The sequence below is a fragment of the Desulforamulus putei DSM 12395 genome, from assembly GCF_900129195.1.
Lineage (GTDB): Bacteria > Bacillota > Desulfotomaculia > Desulfotomaculales > Desulfotomaculaceae > Desulfotomaculum > Desulfotomaculum putei.
Map to the genome: position 1 here is coordinate 21,334 of NZ_FQUY01000002.1, position 15,491 is coordinate 36,824.

The following is a 15,491-nucleotide window of genomic DNA, read 5'->3' on the forward strand; positions in this document are numbered from 1 at the left end:
CACCAAAATAGCCCCGGAGGAGCTACCGATTGTTCGCTACCACCGGGGCTATTTTGGCGGGTTCCCAAGCCACATAATGCATGCTCTTAGCCTTCTGCAGCAAGGCAATGTAGCGTTTTTCGCAGGCGGTGGTCTTTAAAATCGCTGCTTCCAGCAGGTCTTTGTCCGCCCATTGCATCTGTTCCTGGGCGATGAGCCAGGCTTGTTTTGCCTGCTCAATCTGCCTCTCCAGGGTAAATTCATGATCACGGGTTTTATTAAGGAAAATTGCTTTTTTCAGTTTTCTCCAGGAAAAATCTTTTACCAAGCATTGAAAAATTTGTCTGTCAACTTTCATCAGAACACCTCCTTGTCCTACTTGTTAATGTTTATTACCAATGGTTAACCGGTAGTACAGAAAAATAAAAAATATTAAAAATAAAAACAATTCGGTATCCGAATTAGATGACTTATTTTACAATTTTGATTAGGGTTGGAGATATTGAACCGATCCCCGGGGTTTGTTATAATTTTCTCAAGCAAGAGAACCAGGGGGTGGCAATAATGGCAAAATTAATCGGTAAAATTAAAATAGTAAACGGGAAGGTTGAACTGATTCGGATCGGTGAAGGTGAAAAGAAGCTTAAGACGGGTTGCGCGTACAAGATGTATGCGGCCTTACGCAGGATTAAAGGTGCATAGAATTCTTCCGATGATTTGGGAAGTTAATCCCAAATTTTTTTTATTTTTATTTCAAATTTGTTATAATCGCAAATGATGCATAATACAATTAGGGAGTGTTTTTGTCGATGGTGAGCCATAACGATTTATTGAAAATGACAGAACAGGATAGAGAAAACTATTTGGTAGAAGTGCTGCAGCGTAAACTCAATGAACTGAAAAACACTGTAAACCATAGTGAGGAGGCAGCGGAAGAACACCGGCACGGACCGGAATTTCACAGGGGTATGATAGCCGGTTTTGTATCCGGCCTTGGCTTTGCTACACGCCTGCTGGCGCCGGAAAAAGCAGTTTGCTTACAGGTATTGGAACTTCTCCGGGAATACAATGACTGGGCCCAGAATTTTAACCGACGTGGCCGGCAGGATTTTACATAAAACAGAAAATGTAGCAGCCGGGCAAATGCACGCATAGCATATCTTAACCATACTGTTACCGAATGGATCCCGATCTTATGGGGGAGCGCTATGGGTGGAGTAATTATTTATCCCGAGATTATCGGAACACTGGCAGATAGTTGTTTTCTTGTAGTTCCGGCCCTAAAAAAAGAAATGGCCCGTTATGCGGAGCGCCGTGCCCTAGGGGAAGAAGTGGGCTACCGAATCGATTGGAATCTTGTAATTGTCAGATCCCTGGAGATATGTATAATCACGCTGGATATCCTCTGGGATGACGGGAACATTACCGTCATAGGCTTTCACTCGAAAACCTGGGATCAACTGAGCCAGTTTATGCATTTTAGTAACCTGCTTTTGTTACCGGACCGGGGATTGATCGGGGAGGATAACAACCTGATCAGCCCTGTGGCTGCCCAGGAAGGTTTTTTAATCAAAGGAATTGATAAGGGACTGGTCAGCCTGGCCAACAAAGCGGCCAATATATCCCCGGATTTAAATGTTCGAGGTTTGATGACATACCTCAGCGATATTTTGAACGTGGCCAGAAAAACCGGCAGGGACCTTTTTTTGAGCTGACCGGAGGGGATGGGTTTGCAAAGTATCAGGGTTGTCAGTTACAACATTCGTCATGCCCGGGGGCTGGATAATAAGGTGGATCTGAACCGGGTAGCGGAGGTGCTTTGCCGTAGCAACGCCCAGTTAATAGGTCTCCAGGAAGTGGATAAATACTTGCCCCGCAGTCATTTCCAACACCAGACAAAAATCCTGGGCCGTACTCTAAATAAATTTTGGGCATTTGCTCCCAATCTTCACTGGGGAGCAGCCCAGTACGGCAATGCTGTACTAAGCCACTGGCCTATTCTTCAATATAAGCAGTATTTGCTGCCCAGCAAGGGTGAACAAAGGGGACTGTTGGAAGCGGAGATTCAAATGGGACATCGCAGGATAAGCTTTTTTTGCACCCATCTGGGACTTAACCGGGAAGAACGGTTGGAACAGACACAGGAGATTATCCGCGTTATCTCGCAAACTCCCTGTCCTGTTATTTTAGCAGGGGACTTTAATGACGTACCTACCTCCCCGGAATACAATCTCTTAACCTCTGTATTACTGGATGCCACCAGCGCTGTGGGAGGTTTTGGAACCTATCCCGCCAACCGGCCGGAGGAGCAAATTGATTTTATTTTTATTTCCCCGGAATGGCAGGTTCTATCAATCTTTCCAATAAAATCAGACGCATCGGACCATCTGCCTGTACTGGCGGAACTGCAGCCGGCCTGGGAGAATGATGAAAACTATAATAATATTAAACTTTTATAGGAAGCAATAAACGCACTGGCAACAGCCAGTGCGTTTACATTGGTTAACTAGCGTTTGGCGTAAATCATCTGACCATAGGTAGCGGAAACCGGCAAGGAACGCAGGAAAGAGTTTCTTGTAGAGTTATCATAGAAATACAGCGCTCCGTTGGTAGGATCACTGCCGTACAGGGCCGCTTTGGCTGCCTGAATGGATGATTCTGTGGCAGGACGATTGATCCAACCGTTACGAACAGGTGTAAACTGATTGGGAGCGTAGATAACATCTCGGATGGTATCCGGGAAAAGATCGCTTTTCACCCGGTTAATGACCACCGCTGCAACCCCTATCTGTGCTTCCATAGGTTCCCCGCCTGCCTCGGCATTAACCAGGCGTGCCAGCAGGTCCAGGTCCTCATCGGTATAGGGGATGACCGGTCGCTTTGCGCTGCGGCTTACTTCTACAGCCATGGATGTGGCGCTGCGGGTGGCGGCAATGGGAACAATTAATTGCTGTCCGGGGTAAATTAAAGTTCCGCTGAGACTGTTGGCAAGAATTAATGCTTCCACCCTGATATTATATTTCTGGGCGATCACATAAAGGCTGTCCCCGGGTTTTACGGTATAGGTGGTATTCCCCTGTGGCCTAGCCGTTTGAGGCGCCGTGGCTGCAGGTTTTCCGTCGGGAATGTTTAAGACCTGACCCGGATAAATCATATCCCCGGAAAGATTGTTGGCAGCCTTAATTTTATCAATTCCCACACCGGTTTTCTTACTGATGAAATAGAGAGAATCACCCGGGACCACTGTGTAATTGTAGGCCCAAACGGCCGTCGCCGGTAACAGCGTCCCTAAAAGACACAACAATACAATGGCCCGTCGAAAACGGACAAACATTTTCATATTTACTTTTACCCTCCTTTGGCCTTCGAGGTTAGTTGACGGGTTCGGGTTGAAGGGTACCCCTACCGCACCTTTTGACACCCCCAAAAAGGTTGGCGGATTCACCCCAAAATAAAATTGGTCCCCCGTACTCCGGTGCCACCGGAGATTCGGCCTTTTTTGATAGACTTATGCAATATTGTACAAGGTTTTCACTAATTCGTCCATTCATAAATTCTGGAAAAAAATGCGAGACATAGTATGTTATTTGGAGGAAATACTATTTTTGTGCTGCAAAAGAAAAATAACCGGGGAGTGAACAAGTTGGAACAAAAGAAAGGGGTAAAAATAACTATCGTCGGCACAGGGGTGGTGGGAGCCTCCGCTGCCTTTGCCATCATGTCCAGCGGGTTGGCCAGCGATCTGGTACTGGTGGATATCAATAAAGAGAAGGCCGAGGGTGAAGCCATGGATCTGGGGGACGCCGCGGCCTTCATCAAACCCATTAATATTTTTGCCGGAACCTATGAAGATGGTAAGGATTCCAATATCATCATTTTCACCGCCGGCGCCAACCAAAAACCGGGGGAGACCCGGTTGGATTTGCTTCACAAAAATGTGGCCATTTTAAAAGAGAGCCTGCCCCAGTTGCTGAAACACAGCCCGGACTCCATCTATTTAATGGTTTCAAACCCTGTAGATGTTTTAACTTATGTTTCTCTTAAAATTTCCGGGCTGCCCACCAACCGGGTTTTCGGTTCCGGTACGGTGCTGGATACATCCCGGTTCAAAGCAGAATTGTCGGAATACTGCGGGGTTGACCCCCGTAATATCCATGCTTATATCGTCGGTGAGCACGGTGATTCCGAGGTAGCACTGTGGAGTACCGCCAGTGTTGCCGGCATGGGGATGGAACAGTTTTCCATACTAAAGGGCCTTGAGCCCGTAGACAGGCAGGAAATCGCCAAACGGGTGCGCACCGCAGCCTATGAAATCATCCGGCGTAAAGGGGCCACCTACTACGCCATTGCCCTGTCTATTAAACGAATTTGTGAGGCCATATTACGAGACGAGAATTCCATCCTGACTGTATCCGGTCTGGTGAATGGTATTTACGGCATTCAGGACGTCTGCCTGAGCCTCCCCTGTATCGTTAACGGCTCCGGCAGGGACAAAGTGCTGGCCGTTCCAATGTCGGTGGAAGAGGAAGATGCCCTGAGAAATTCCGCACAGATTTTAAAACAGGCTATACAACAGGCGGGGTTTTGAGAACAAAAATGCCCATCGTTTCACATAATACGATGGGCTGGTGCATTTGGCAGGTATTGATCAGTTAACCAAAAAAAGAATATTGATTTTTAATGGGCAACAATGTTATTATATAAAAGTTGACTCAGGGTATCTGACTTTGTAACACTTGCAAAAATCTAAAATATTGCTATAATAAAATAGCGTAAACAAATACGCGCCCGTAGCTCAGGGGATAGAGCGCCGGCCTCCGGAGCCGGGTGCACAGGTTCGATTCCTGTCGGGCGCACCAGTTAATAACCTCTAATCTCTTAAATTATAAGGGTTAGAGGTTATAATTATTATAAGGAATGGTGCCAAACCACCAATAGGACAACAAAGTCGGCGGATTGGTGACTTTTTTTGACAATCAAATGTCTACTGTTTGACACTAATTAACGAATGAATTACAATACAAGTATTAAATTTATGTTAAGAAAGAATAAAAAATGACAGTAGCGTTTTGCTACTACTTTTTTTGCAAATGCTTGTGAAATTTTTTTTAAGTTCCTGCGGAGAAAGGTGGAGGAGGCAAGATGTCCTGGCAATCAGCTGTTTTAAGTATGATTGGTGGCATGGGCCTGTTGTTATACGGCATGTATGTGCTGAGCGATGGTCTGCAAAAAATTGCAGGGAAAAGACTTCGGGAAGCCCTGACTCAATTGACCAAGAATCGAATTGTCGCCATGGGGTTAGGGACTCTGGTAACAGTACTGTTTCAGAGCAGTACGGCTACCACTGTGATTTTAGTCAGTTTAACCAGCGCTTCAATTATTAGCTTAAGGCAGACCCTGGCGGTAATCCTGGGGGCGGACATTGGCACCACCGTAACCGCCCAACTGATTGCGTTAAAGGCCACGGAAATTTCTCTGCCCATCGTCGGTATCGGGGCCACCATCATTTTCTTTTCCAAGAGGCATAAACACAAGCGAATTGGCCAGGTGCTAATGGGTTTTGGCCTGCTGTTCCTGGGGCTGAAAATTATGGCAGATACCATGCATCCCCTGCGGGATGATCCCATGTTTGGGAAGTTGCTGCTGCAAATGAGCGACAAACCCCTTTTGGCTATGATTGTGGCAGCTATTTTTACTTTTTTGGTGCACAGCAGCGCTGCCACCATCGGTATCATTATGCTGCTGGCCATGCAACATATGATTGCACTGGAGCCTGCCATTTACCTGCTTTTCGGCGCCAATGTGGGCACTGCTTTTACGGCGGTCTTATCCAGTCTCGGTTCGTCCCGGGAATCCCAACGGGTGGCCACGGCACATTTGCTTTTTAAAGTGGTGGGTGTGCTGTTATTCCTGCCCTTTGTCGGTCCCCTGGCCAAGGTAATGACTGCATTGACGTCCAATGCAGGTTTTCAGGTGGCCAACGTGCATACTTTCTTTAACATTGCCATTGCAGTGCTTTTTGCGCCCTTTATCTCCCAGTTTGCCCGGCTGCTGGAGTTTATTGTACCGGAAAAGAAACAACCGGATGCCGACGTTACGCCCAAATACCTGGATGAAACCTTATTTAACACTCCGGAAGTGGCCATTGGCATGGCTACCAAGGAAATTATGCATATTTCCGACCTTGTTTCCGACATGACAAAGGATATTTATTCCCTGCTGAAGTCCTACGACCCCGATCTGGCGGAAAAAATGCACCAAAAGGAAAATCATATCGATTCCCTTGCTTCGGCGACCAATAAATACTTGACCCACCTTTTAAGACAGCAACTGAGCAAGGATGAATTTAACAAAACCATGGGCCTTGTGCATATTGTCAGGGATTATGAATATATTGGCGACATCATCGAGAAAAACCTGATGTATAAAGCAGAAAGCAAATACGTCAACAATTTGGATTTTTCTGCCGAAGGCCATAAAGACATCATTACCATGCATAACAAAATCGTTGAATTGCTTTATATTGTTAATACCGCTTTTGCCACCAACAGTTGCATGTTGGCCGAGAAGGCCAAAACGCTGCAGGAGGATATCGTGGATCTGGAGTTTCGTTTGCGGATGAGCCATATTGCCCGTATGCAAAGGGGGACTCAGGAAACAGAAAATACCAGCTTCATTCACATGGATGTCATTAATGCCTACCTGAGGATCAGCGAGCACTTAAAGAATATTGCCATGGCCCTGACGGATGAAGTTTCCTGTACCTGGCATGACGAAGCCCTGATTTTAACCCCTCCGTCCGAAATGTGGGAAGTAAACGGCAGCGGTAAACAACAAAGTGTCAGTAAAGCAAACTGAGAATCCTGCTTAACAGCAGGGTTCTTTTTTAAGCCCCGGGTTATGAAAATTAAGAGGTCTGTATCCTTTGTGGTATAAAAAGGAAATTGACCTTCCTTGCAGAATTCTATGCAACGAACTCATTGGCAGGAGGGGGCGGAAATGAAAAAACAACCGAAACAAGATTCAGTGAAACTGGGCGAGCAAATGGTTTCTTACCGGGTGAAAGAAAGTAATCGGGCCAGAAACATCCTACTAAAAATCAGCCCGGACAAGGGGCTGGAGGTTGTGGTGCCCTCAAAGTATCCATTGTCCGGCATCGAATCGCTGTTAAAAAGCCGGGAGACATGGATCCTGCAAAAATTAGACCTGATGAGTCAAAAAGCGCGGCAGAGAAAAGAAAACAGCCTGGTGGAGAGGCAGGCTGTCAGCTTTCTTGGCAAATCCTATCGATTGGTTACCGTATTTCAAGAAGGGCCTCCTGTGGTGGAACCGGTAGGGGATAAAATCCTGGTGATATTGCCACAGGATCATAAAGATAAGATATTTCAAATACTGGAAAACTGGTTCAGACAGCAGGCCAGAGAAATTATCGTCGAGAGATTGGAAAGGGCAAGAAGGAAAATAAAAATCAATTATAACCAGGTCTTCATTAAAGATCAGAAAACCCGCTGGGGCAGTTGCTCCAGCCAGGGGAATCTGAACTTTAATTACCGCCTGGTGATGGCCCCGCTGCCGGTGATCGATTACCTGGTGGCCCATGAGTTGGCTCACCTGGTGGAAATGAATCATTCAAAAAAATTCTGGACCCTGGTGGAGAGCATTTGCCCGGACTACCGGATCCACCGGCAGTGGCTAAAGGATCACGGGGCGGAACTAACCCTTTGATTTATAACTTAACCTCGGCCAGAGGTTTGTCATTGTTATCGCACAGGGTCAGGGTCACGGCTTTATACCGGCCCCTTTCCATTTTGTAGGTAGTTTTCAACAGGCCGATGGTATCCGCATGGGCTACGCCAATCACCCTTTGGATGGTCACAATTTCTTTGACTCCGTCTCCGTTGTGATCCACCAGGCTGTAATCCACAATGGGGTCGATCCAGGTGGAGATGCCCTGTAGCATGTGTTCAATGCCTTTATACCGGGCTTTGTCCAGCTGGATGGTTGACTTTAAACCGGTCTCTTTATCCTCGAAACCGGCATAATAATTACCCATGTACTTCACTTCAAATCTTTTATCATCCGCTTCCGTGGTATTGTTAACTGAGAACAACTCCTGCCAGTTCTCGCCGGTGGTTTTATAAATGTTCAATCCCCTGGCTCCCGCACTGCCGCTGGACTGCCGGTACAACAGAACCTCTTCTTTTTGATCCCCGTCTACGTCTGCAAATTTGACTTCAGCAAAGGAATAAAGACCGTCCTCGGGAGACAGTTTCACCTTTTCGATGCCGTTGACCACCAAGGACCAGGATAAGGGCATGCCGTCCTTTGACTGCTCCGCGTATAATACTACCTTTTCCTTTACCGGGTCCCCCACAAGGTCCTGTTCCAGGGTTTGTAAGACATGTGTATTTTCCGTTTCTACAAAGGTTTGTATCTGTTGGGTTTTGAAGGCGCCGGTTTCTTCTTTTGCTTTAGGAGAAGAGGTGCAGCCGGCTAGAAGAGAGAGTACAAAGACCGGGACCAAAAGGGTACAGGTTATTTTTCTCATGACATTTATGCTCCTTCGATTGTTGGTAGGTTCATAAAGAAAGACGTTCTTGTTTACAAAGTGTTTCGCCACGGGCGCAAACAAATTATTAGATAGTTTTATTGACAGTGGGCAGCACTTTGGGCGTTATTGCAGCCACCCTGGGTTCCGCCGTGGGTCTGGCTTTCTTTAAACTGTCCGTAGGCATGGGCGCCATGACCACCTACGGCAGTTACATTGGCAAAGACGAAAGTCTTATCGGCACAGGCGTTAAGGTAGTGCTGGCGGACACACTGGTTTCGATGCTGGCCGGTATGGCCATCTTTCCGGCTGTGTTTGCCTTTGACTTCAGTCCCGACAAAGGGCCCTCGCTGTGCGCTATTACTTGTTTGTGGTCAGGTATGTGGTGCCCATTGCCATAATCATTGTACTGTTAAACGGGCTGGGCTTTATTAAACTTTAAATGCTAATTAAAACCCCACCGGCATTAACTGAACCGGTGGGGTTTTAATTTGGTTTAACCCTTTGTATGAAGAAATGCAAAAAACCGGCGGTGGTTCTTTGGGCCCTCTGCAGAAGTAACCCGCACACCTTTTCAACAGCCGGGGCATTATCTTCCATGACTTCCGGCAGGTAACCGGCTGCAACCATGGCATTTTGCTTTACCCAATCGCCGGCGCAGCCGCCTAGATCATAAAGGCCCCCAAGGCTGGTGGCAAAATCTTCATAGTGATCCCTGGCCCAGTCTTCAAAGTATTTATGGCCGCTAAACACCAGACCTCCGGCATGATGGGGTACACATAGGTCCTGCAAGATGTGACCGGCGGCGCCCAGGTAAAAGATGGCTTTTTCCCGTCTGCCCCGGCGCCAATGTTTAATGGCCCGGTTAAAATAGTACCGGCATTCGGTGGGAGCATCCGGGCCATGCCACAGTCCGGTATTCTCCCGGTAGTTGTAATAATGGCTGATATTTTTAAAACCCCTGTCACTCCAGGAGGAACCATGGTTTAAAACATCCAAATAGGACTGAAAAAACAGCGCCTCGCTTTGCAGACCATCCCGTCTCAGGATCTGGACGGCCTGCCGGTTACAAAAGTGATGGGTGTTTCTTGGTCGACGGGTTTTAATCATCACTTGCAAAGGCGAGGTCAGGGCCAGCATTACTTTGGCACAGTTCCATGTGGCCTGGGTGAGGGTCATTGAAGGTTCTCCTTTATGTGAACGGTACAAAGTTATAAGTCAAGCATCAAAAATTATTGCCAAAAACAGGATAAATTATGAGCAGAAAATCAAATGGGCTTTTGTCTCAAATTGCCTTGTAATTGCGAAGAAAATCTCTTTTTGAGCAGGAAAATGGAAACTTTCGGCGAATTTGGTAATAGGCTAAAATAAAAACGCCTAATTTCCAAATGAAAACGGGGGAACCGTTCTTTTGGGGTGAACTACCATTGGTAGCGGGCTAACTTTCGGTCCGAACCCGTCAGCTAACTCCGTAGGCGTAGAAAGTGGGGAAGGTGAAGTTGTCCATTGGGAGAAAACTGGCAGCGCTGGTCACATCGGTTTGCCTGACAGCCGTTGTATGGACCGGTTCTGCCGAGGCGGCTCAGGTTTCGGTGGGCCAGGGAGATACACTGTGGGCCATTGCCCAAAAAAATGGCACCACCGTAGAAACTATTAAAAAATTAAATAATTTAACCAGTGATAACTTGCAAATCGGTCAAGTTTTAACCATTCCGGATCAACCAACCAACCAGGCAGCAAGACCTTTAACCGCCTCTCCAAATGTTTCCAGGGGCATTGCAGACAGAGCCATGGCGGTTTTGGATTATGCCAAACAATATATTGGCGTAAGGTATCGTGCCGGCGGGGAAAGCCCTGCGGGTTTTGATTGCTCCGGTTATGTACGGTATGTATTTAAAAACTTTGGCATTGACCTGGTCCATACCGCAGCAGGCCAGTACAGTGCCGGCACTGCCATTGCAAAGGATGAGTTGCGCCCCGGCGACCTGGTTTTCTTTAATACCGGCGGTCATGGTATCAACCATTCCGGTATCTATATCGGGAATAATGAATTTATTCACGCCTCCAGTTCCAGGGGAATTAAGATTGATTCTCTAAATGACAGTTACTGGAGCGCCAGGTACCGGGGAGCCGGCAGAATTCTATAGTGTTGTGCAAGGACCCTATTTTTTATAGGGTCCTTTTACTTGCCAATTCAAGTTGGGGACGGTTCTTGACTTGAATTCCAGATTTTTGAATTCAAGTCAAGAACCGTCCCCAACTTGAATTGGGAAAACATTTAGGATTAATTCTGGTATTTAAATGCTATGGCTTTATCTTGATCCAGGGTGAAATCCTTAATGATATCATCACTGAACCATATTGTATACACTTCCCCGTCTTCCAGGCTGTCATCGGCATCAAGGGTAACGGTTAATTTATTGCCACTGACGGTGGCGGCGTCAACATCCAGCTCGCGATCTCCGTCCACTACATGAATGCCGTTGCCGCTGGCGTCAAAGTCTTCCCCTTTGCTGATATTCTGATTGAACGCGACCACCACGGTGGTGGCGCCGGTGGCTTTCACCTCGTCCACCGCCAGCGCCGCCCCTTCGGTGATGAAGGTCCACTGGCCCTTATCAATTCCTGAAAAGGCGCTGTCATCATCATCTTTCTGCAGAATGCCGCCGGCCACGGTGATGCAGTATTTAGCGTTATGGTCCAGGGTTGCGCTGCTATCCAATTTAACTGTCAGTTCATCATCGCTCTCCTTAAAGACGATAGCATATTCCAGACCGGCATCTACCCATTTGCTGTTCTGATACTTGAAAATCTTAACGGCTTCAGGTAAATCCTCCATGTCTTTGCCGTCTACAAAGACCATTGCTTCCTTAAACTTAATTGTAAACTCATCGGTATCCACAGCTACCCTGGAGTTGCTGGCAGGGTTCAAAGTTTCAATAAATTCTTCGCCGTTGTTGACATCATCCCTGTTGTCGTCCATGTCTGCAGAATCGATGAACCGGGAAATCATTACCGCAAACTCGCCTCTGGAGATGGGCTTGAAGGGATTTAAATAACCGTCGGGAGTGCCTCTCATAATTCCTCTGTTGTACATGGCCGCAGCGTATATTAATTCGTCCTTGCTCAGTTGATTAGCATCTTTGGCAAAAGAAAGCATCTCTTTTAATGAAACATTTTTATCACCGGCGGCACGGCACAACCACATGGCCACTTCAATACGGGTGGCGGGTTTATTGCCGTTCCATGCCATAAGCTCCCAGTCCGCGATAATGCCGGCATCATAGGCCTGCAGCGGGGCTGCGCCCATCCAGCCGGGAAAGACCTTTTTAATAAGCCCGGCCTTATCGGTTGAAGTTTCTTTGTGGTCAACCACTCGCATAATGATTGCGATGGCTTCGTTTTTGGTTACCGGTTGTTGGGGTTTAAATTGCTTGCCTTCATAGCCTTTCATAATTCCCTTTGACTGCATTTTTTCGATTTCTTTCTTAGCCCAGTGATTTTGAATATCGACAAAACCATAGACAAAGGTCATCTGAGGCATGAGTTGCTGCTTTTTCTGCAGGCCCGGCGGCCAACGGTTTTCTTTCGCCCGGGACGGGCTAGCCCAGGCCGCACTTGCCAACAGGGCGGTAAGCAGGCACACGGAAAGTAAGGTGATCATTAGTTTGGTTATCTTTTTCATGGTATTCTCCTTTCAAAGATCATGGAATCCAAAGTAGAAGCCATTTATTGGGGCGCCTTCCAATAATGGGTTTCTTGGTTTATACTCTCTATTACGTGCGGCTAAATAAAATTTAGAGGGTGCTGAAGTTAGAAAATGAACAGAGGTGTCGCGAAATTTTATCGAAAATATTGACCTGGACAACGACTATAGCCATTTTGCCAGGAATATGTTAAACTGTGACTTGTTTGTGAAGTTTAACAAAGGGAGGTTTGAAACAGGTAAATCATGAAAAGAGCTGTATTGTTTTTAATTTTGATCCTGTCCCTGGCCTTTACCGGCTGTACCGGCAGCGTCCTCAAGGAGCAAGAACAGCCAAAGAGCCAGGCGGAAACTCAGGTCCAAACCCCGGCCCGGGAAAAGGTCAAGGTAACCCTTTATTTTGCCAATGAAAAGGCCGATGCCCTGGTGCCGGTGGTGAGAGAAATTGATAAGCCCAATGATATGGTGGTGGCATTAATTCAGGAACTGAATAAGCCCGGAAATTATGCACCGGTACTGCCTGAAGGGACCGAGCTGGTCTTCTATAAGACCGAAGGGGATACCCTGGTGCTCAATTTTAACCAGGCCTTCGGCAACCTGCAGGGTTCCACCGGAGAGTTTATTGCCATCAACTCCCTGGTCAATACCCTGACGGAACTGCCCCAGTACAAGAGTGTAAAGCTGCTGGTGGACCGCAAACCCCTCACCACCGGCCATGCCATCTATGACAAACCCATCCCCAGAAACGAAAGTATCATCCAAAAATAAGACAGCAGCCCCTGAGTCAATCAGGGGCTGCTGTTTTTTATTCAACCTTATGGCTGGCCCGCAGGCCCCATACAATAAATACAACCAGATAAAGTAACTGCAGTGCGGGGGCATACCAGGACAATTCTTGTCCCAGGGCCAGGGAACGCAGCCCTTGACTGGCCGGCGTCAGGGGTAAGGCTTTAATCAACAACTGTAACGGGGCCGGGGTATGCTCCGGGGCAAAGAAAGTGCCGCATAAAAAAATCATGGGAGTGATGACGAAACTGTTGAACCGGGTCATATCCGGGTGAGACTGTATCTTAAGCGCCACCAGGTAGCCCAGGCTGGCAAAAACCAGGCAGTTTAAAAAGGCCAGCAGCAGAAAAAGCCCGCTCAGCTTGCAATTGGCTCCCAGGACAAAGGCCACGGCCAAAAGTAAAAGGCCCACATACATACCCCGCAGGGCCCCGGCAAGGATTTTTCCCGCTGCAAAGGAATAGAGGGTGATGGGGGACACCAGATATTCCTCCAGCGTTTTGTCATACAACCGGGCGATGGACAGGGGCGTTGATACGGCGTTAAAGCTGGCATTCATGGTACTGAGGGCCAGGATACCGGGCACAATGAAATCAATATAGGCAACCCCGGCCATGTTAACGGCTCTCCCCAGGCCCCAGCCAAAGGCAGTCAGGTAAAGCAGGGGGGCTACCAGTGAACTGCCTGTAATGGACCAAATCCTTTTTTTGAAGTATAAATACTCCCGCCACAATACCGCCAATATACCGTTCAATGGTTTTCCACTCTTTCGCCGGTCATTTTAACAAATACATCTTCCAGGGAAGTCTGCCGGATGGTAAACTCCTCCGTCAGGCCGGAAGCAAAATCCAGGGCCCCTGCTTGATCCCTGAAAAAATACAGCCGGGTCCGATCCCGGGCAAATACTTCCACCACCACCGGCCCCACCATATTGCGCAGCTGCTCCACACTGCCGGTCATGATTAACCTGCCCTTTTTCAGCAGGCCGATCCTAGAGCACAGATGTTCCGCCTCCTCCAGGTAATGGGTGGTTAACAGGATGGTGATGCCTCGGGTATTTAAGGATTTAATCAAATCCCAGACCCGGCGGCGGGAAAAAACATCCAGTCCCACCGTCGGTTCATCCAACAGCAGTAAACTTGGATTGTGCATCAGGGCCCGGGCAATCAACACTTTGCGCTTCATGCCGCCGGACAGGGTGTTGGCCAGAGCATGTCTTTCTGCCGTTAATTCCGTAAACTCCAGCAACTCTGCAAGCCGCCGGTTGATCTCATCCCTTTTCATGTTATACAACATGCCGTGCAGCCGCAAGTTTTCCTCAACGGTCAGTTCCGGTTCCAGATTGACGTGCTGGGGAACCAGTCCGATTTGCCCTTTAAAGACCGTGTTGTTTCTGCTGACCGGGTGACCGTTGATCGTGATCTGACCCACGGAGGGGGGAGTCAGGGCTGTAATCATGCGCAGGGTGGTTGTCTTGCCGGCTCCGTTGGGTCCCAGCAGACCAAAAAACTCCCCCGGTTTAATATGCAGACTCAAATGATCGACGGCCACTTTGTCCCCGTGCAGTTTCGTGACTCGGTCCAGTATAATCATGTTCTCACATCCCGGTGGGGTGTTTTCTGGCCAGAATGGTGGAGAGATAAACAGGTTTTAAATCTGACACTTCATTTATATTATAATGGATGGATTCGTCGGGGTGCCCGCACTTGCTAACCATTACAGCATGTTCAGATAAACCCTTGCTTTGCATCAGTTTAATAAGTTCAGGGGTATTTCTGGATACCTTCATGAGTACCACATTGTCTGAAACAGCCAGGGCCTGGCTTAATTTATCCCGGTCACAGGTGGCGGGGATAATGGTAAGGATATCGTCTCCCTCCGCCAGGGGAAAGCCCGCCCGGCTGGCTGCAGCGCAAAAGGAAGTGATCCCCGGTATGGTTTGCATATTTACCCGGTGTTTGGCCAGCAGGCGCAGCATATAAATATAAGTGCTGTAGAGCATCGGGTCCCCCAGGGTGAGAAAGGCCACCCGCTTGCCCTGCTTCAATAAAGACAGAATGGTCTTTTTATTATTTTCCCAGGCACTGTTTAATTCATCGCTATCATCCACCATGGGAAAAGTTAATTCCAGAATCTCTGTGTCATGTCTTAAATGGGGCCGGGCGATGTGCAAGGCGGTGCTGTTGGCTTTGTTACCGGTGCGGGGAGCGATCACCACATCAATGTCTTTTAACAGGTTCGCAGCTTTAAGAGTAATAAGCTCCGGGTCACCGGGCCCGACGCCGATACCATAAAATGTTCCTTTCACTTGTACCTCCTGTAAGCCATGTATTATTATGAGCGCTTTATTCAGAATTAGATATTCTGGTTCCGTGGCAGGACTCCTGCTGAACATACGCAACAGGGATAAGAATCGGTTGCCCATAAAAACGGAAGGGTATGCTGCCTTTGCGTACAGATACCCCAACCATA

The 15,491-nt window shown here is 47.7% G+C and carries 17 protein-coding genes, 1 tRNA gene, 1 pseudogene and 2 riboswitches; of the genes and pseudogenes, 11 read left to right on the plus strand and 8 right to left on the minus strand.

Going from position 1 to position 15,491, the window contains the following annotated elements:
* Nucleotides 1-22 precede the first annotated feature (22 nt).
* Complete coding sequence (locus BUB67_RS02295; protein ID WP_073235146.1) at nt 23-337, minus strand: DUF2508 domain-containing protein; 315 nt, start codon at nt 335-337, stop codon at nt 23-25.
* A gap of 206 nt (nt 338-543) precedes the next feature.
* Here BUB67_RS02295 and BUB67_RS16540 point away from each other — a divergent pair, with 206 nt between their 5' ends.
* From BUB67_RS16540 to BUB67_RS02310, 4 genes are all read left to right on the plus strand, one after another.
* Nucleotides 544-681, plus strand: a complete 138-nt coding sequence (locus BUB67_RS16540) for a hypothetical protein (protein ID WP_200798109.1) — start codon at nt 544-546, stop codon at nt 679-681.
* Nucleotides 682-788: 107 nt separating this feature from the next.
* Nucleotides 789-1,097 carry a hypothetical protein gene (locus tag BUB67_RS02300; protein ID WP_073235149.1) on the plus strand — a complete coding sequence of 103 codons (309 nt, stop codon included), beginning with the start codon at nt 789-791 and terminating at the stop codon, nt 1,095-1,097.
* Nucleotides 1,098-1,187: 90 nt separating this feature from the next.
* Nucleotides 1,188-1,694, plus strand: a complete 507-nt coding sequence (locus BUB67_RS02305) for a hypothetical protein (RefSeq protein WP_073235152.1) — start codon at nt 1,188-1,190, stop codon at nt 1,692-1,694.
* A gap of 15 nt (nt 1,695-1,709) precedes the next feature.
* Entirely contained in the window at nt 1,710-2,438 is a 729-nt protein-coding gene (locus BUB67_RS02310) for an endonuclease/exonuclease/phosphatase family protein (protein ID WP_073235155.1), read from the plus strand.
* 47 nt (nt 2,439-2,485) lie between these two features.
* Here BUB67_RS02310 and BUB67_RS02315 read toward each other — a convergent pair whose 3' ends face one another.
* Entirely contained in the window at nt 2,486-3,319 is an 834-nt protein-coding gene (locus BUB67_RS02315) for a cell wall hydrolase (RefSeq protein WP_084127619.1), read from the minus strand.
* A gap of 6 nt (nt 3,320-3,325) precedes the next feature.
* A riboswitch (cyclic di-AMP (ydaO/yuaA leader) is annotated at nt 3,326-3,484 on the minus strand.
* Nucleotides 3,485-3,586: 102 nt separating this feature from the next.
* Between BUB67_RS02315 and BUB67_RS02320 the strand changes: the two genes are divergently transcribed.
* The 4 genes from BUB67_RS02320 to BUB67_RS02335 all read left to right on the plus strand — a co-directional run bounded on the left by BUB67_RS02320 (nt 3,587) and on the right by BUB67_RS02335 (nt 7,704).
* Nucleotides 3,587-4,567: an L-lactate dehydrogenase gene (locus BUB67_RS02320; RefSeq protein WP_416358816.1), complete on the plus strand. Its 981-nt coding sequence runs from the start codon at nt 3,587-3,589 to the stop codon at nt 4,565-4,567.
* Between the two features lie 196 nt (nt 4,568-4,763).
* Nucleotides 4,764-4,838 (plus strand) — tRNA-Arg (locus BUB67_RS02325).
* Nucleotides 4,839-5,121: 283 nt separating this feature from the next.
* Complete coding sequence (locus BUB67_RS02330) at nt 5,122-6,837, plus strand: Na/Pi cotransporter family protein (RefSeq protein WP_073235158.1); 1,716 nt, start codon at nt 5,122-5,124, stop codon at nt 6,835-6,837.
* 141 nt (nt 6,838-6,978) lie between these two features.
* Entirely contained in the window at nt 6,979-7,704 is a 726-nt protein-coding gene (locus BUB67_RS02335; RefSeq protein ID WP_073235161.1) for a M48 family metallopeptidase, read from the plus strand.
* 1 nt (nt 7,705) lies between these two features.
* Here BUB67_RS02335 and BUB67_RS02340 read toward each other — a convergent pair whose 3' ends face one another.
* Complete coding sequence (locus BUB67_RS02340; protein ID WP_073235164.1) at nt 7,706-8,527, minus strand: hypothetical protein; 822 nt, start codon at nt 8,525-8,527, stop codon at nt 7,706-7,708.
* A 146-nt stretch (nt 8,528-8,673) separates the two neighbouring features.
* On the opposite strand from BUB67_RS02340, the pseudogene BUB67_RS02345 reads away from it, so the two are divergent.
* Nucleotides 8,674-8,892: pseudogene (locus tag BUB67_RS02345) on the plus strand (sodium-dependent transporter); the annotation flags it as partial.
* A 121-nt stretch (nt 8,893-9,013) separates the two neighbouring features.
* Here BUB67_RS02345 and BUB67_RS02350 read toward each other — a convergent pair.
* Nucleotides 9,014-9,706: a zinc dependent phospholipase C family protein gene (locus BUB67_RS02350; protein WP_073235167.1), complete on the minus strand. Its 693-nt coding sequence runs from the start codon at nt 9,704-9,706 to the stop codon at nt 9,014-9,016.
* A 185-nt stretch (nt 9,707-9,891) separates the two neighbouring features.
* Nucleotides 9,892-10,021: riboswitch (cyclic di-AMP (ydaO/yuaA leader) on the plus strand.
* Here BUB67_RS02350 and BUB67_RS02355 point away from each other — a divergent pair.
* Nucleotides 10,021-10,674 carry a C40 family peptidase gene (locus tag BUB67_RS02355; RefSeq protein ID WP_238456917.1) on the plus strand — a complete coding sequence of 218 codons (654 nt, stop codon included), beginning with the start codon at nt 10,021-10,023 and terminating at the stop codon, nt 10,672-10,674. Its footprint overlaps the riboswitch before it by 1 nt.
* Before the next feature lie 137 nt (nt 10,675-10,811).
* On the opposite strand, the gene BUB67_RS02360 is transcribed toward BUB67_RS02355, so the two are convergent.
* Entirely contained in the window at nt 10,812-12,212 is a 1,401-nt protein-coding gene (locus tag BUB67_RS02360; protein ID WP_073235173.1) for an S-layer homology domain-containing protein, read from the minus strand.
* A gap of 267 nt (nt 12,213-12,479) precedes the next feature.
* Here BUB67_RS02360 and BUB67_RS02365 point away from each other — a divergent pair, with 267 nt between their 5' ends.
* Nucleotides 12,480-13,001, plus strand: a complete 522-nt coding sequence (locus tag BUB67_RS02365) for a GerMN domain-containing protein (protein ID WP_073235176.1) — start codon at nt 12,480-12,482, stop codon at nt 12,999-13,001.
* A gap of 37 nt (nt 13,002-13,038) precedes the next feature.
* On the opposite strand, the gene BUB67_RS02370 is transcribed toward BUB67_RS02365, so the two are convergent.
* From BUB67_RS02370 to cobI, 3 genes are read right to left on the minus strand one after another with little or no spacing between them, the layout of a single operon-like run.
* The gene (locus tag BUB67_RS02370; protein WP_073235179.1) at nt 13,039-13,773 is read right to left on the minus strand and encodes an ABC transporter permease; all 735 of its coding nucleotides are present in this window, start codon (nt 13,771-13,773) and stop codon (nt 13,039-13,041) included.
* Nucleotides 13,770-14,612: an ABC transporter ATP-binding protein gene (locus tag BUB67_RS02375; RefSeq protein WP_073235182.1), complete on the minus strand. Its 843-nt coding sequence runs from the start codon at nt 14,610-14,612 to the stop codon at nt 13,770-13,772. Before BUB67_RS02375 ends, BUB67_RS02370 begins: the two co-directional genes overlap by 4 nt.
* Nucleotides 14,613-14,616: 4 nt before the next feature.
* Complete coding sequence (cobI, locus tag BUB67_RS02380) at nt 14,617-15,327, minus strand: precorrin-2 C(20)-methyltransferase (protein ID WP_073235185.1); 711 nt, start codon at nt 15,325-15,327, stop codon at nt 14,617-14,619.
* Nucleotides 15,328-15,491: the final 164 nt, after the last annotated feature.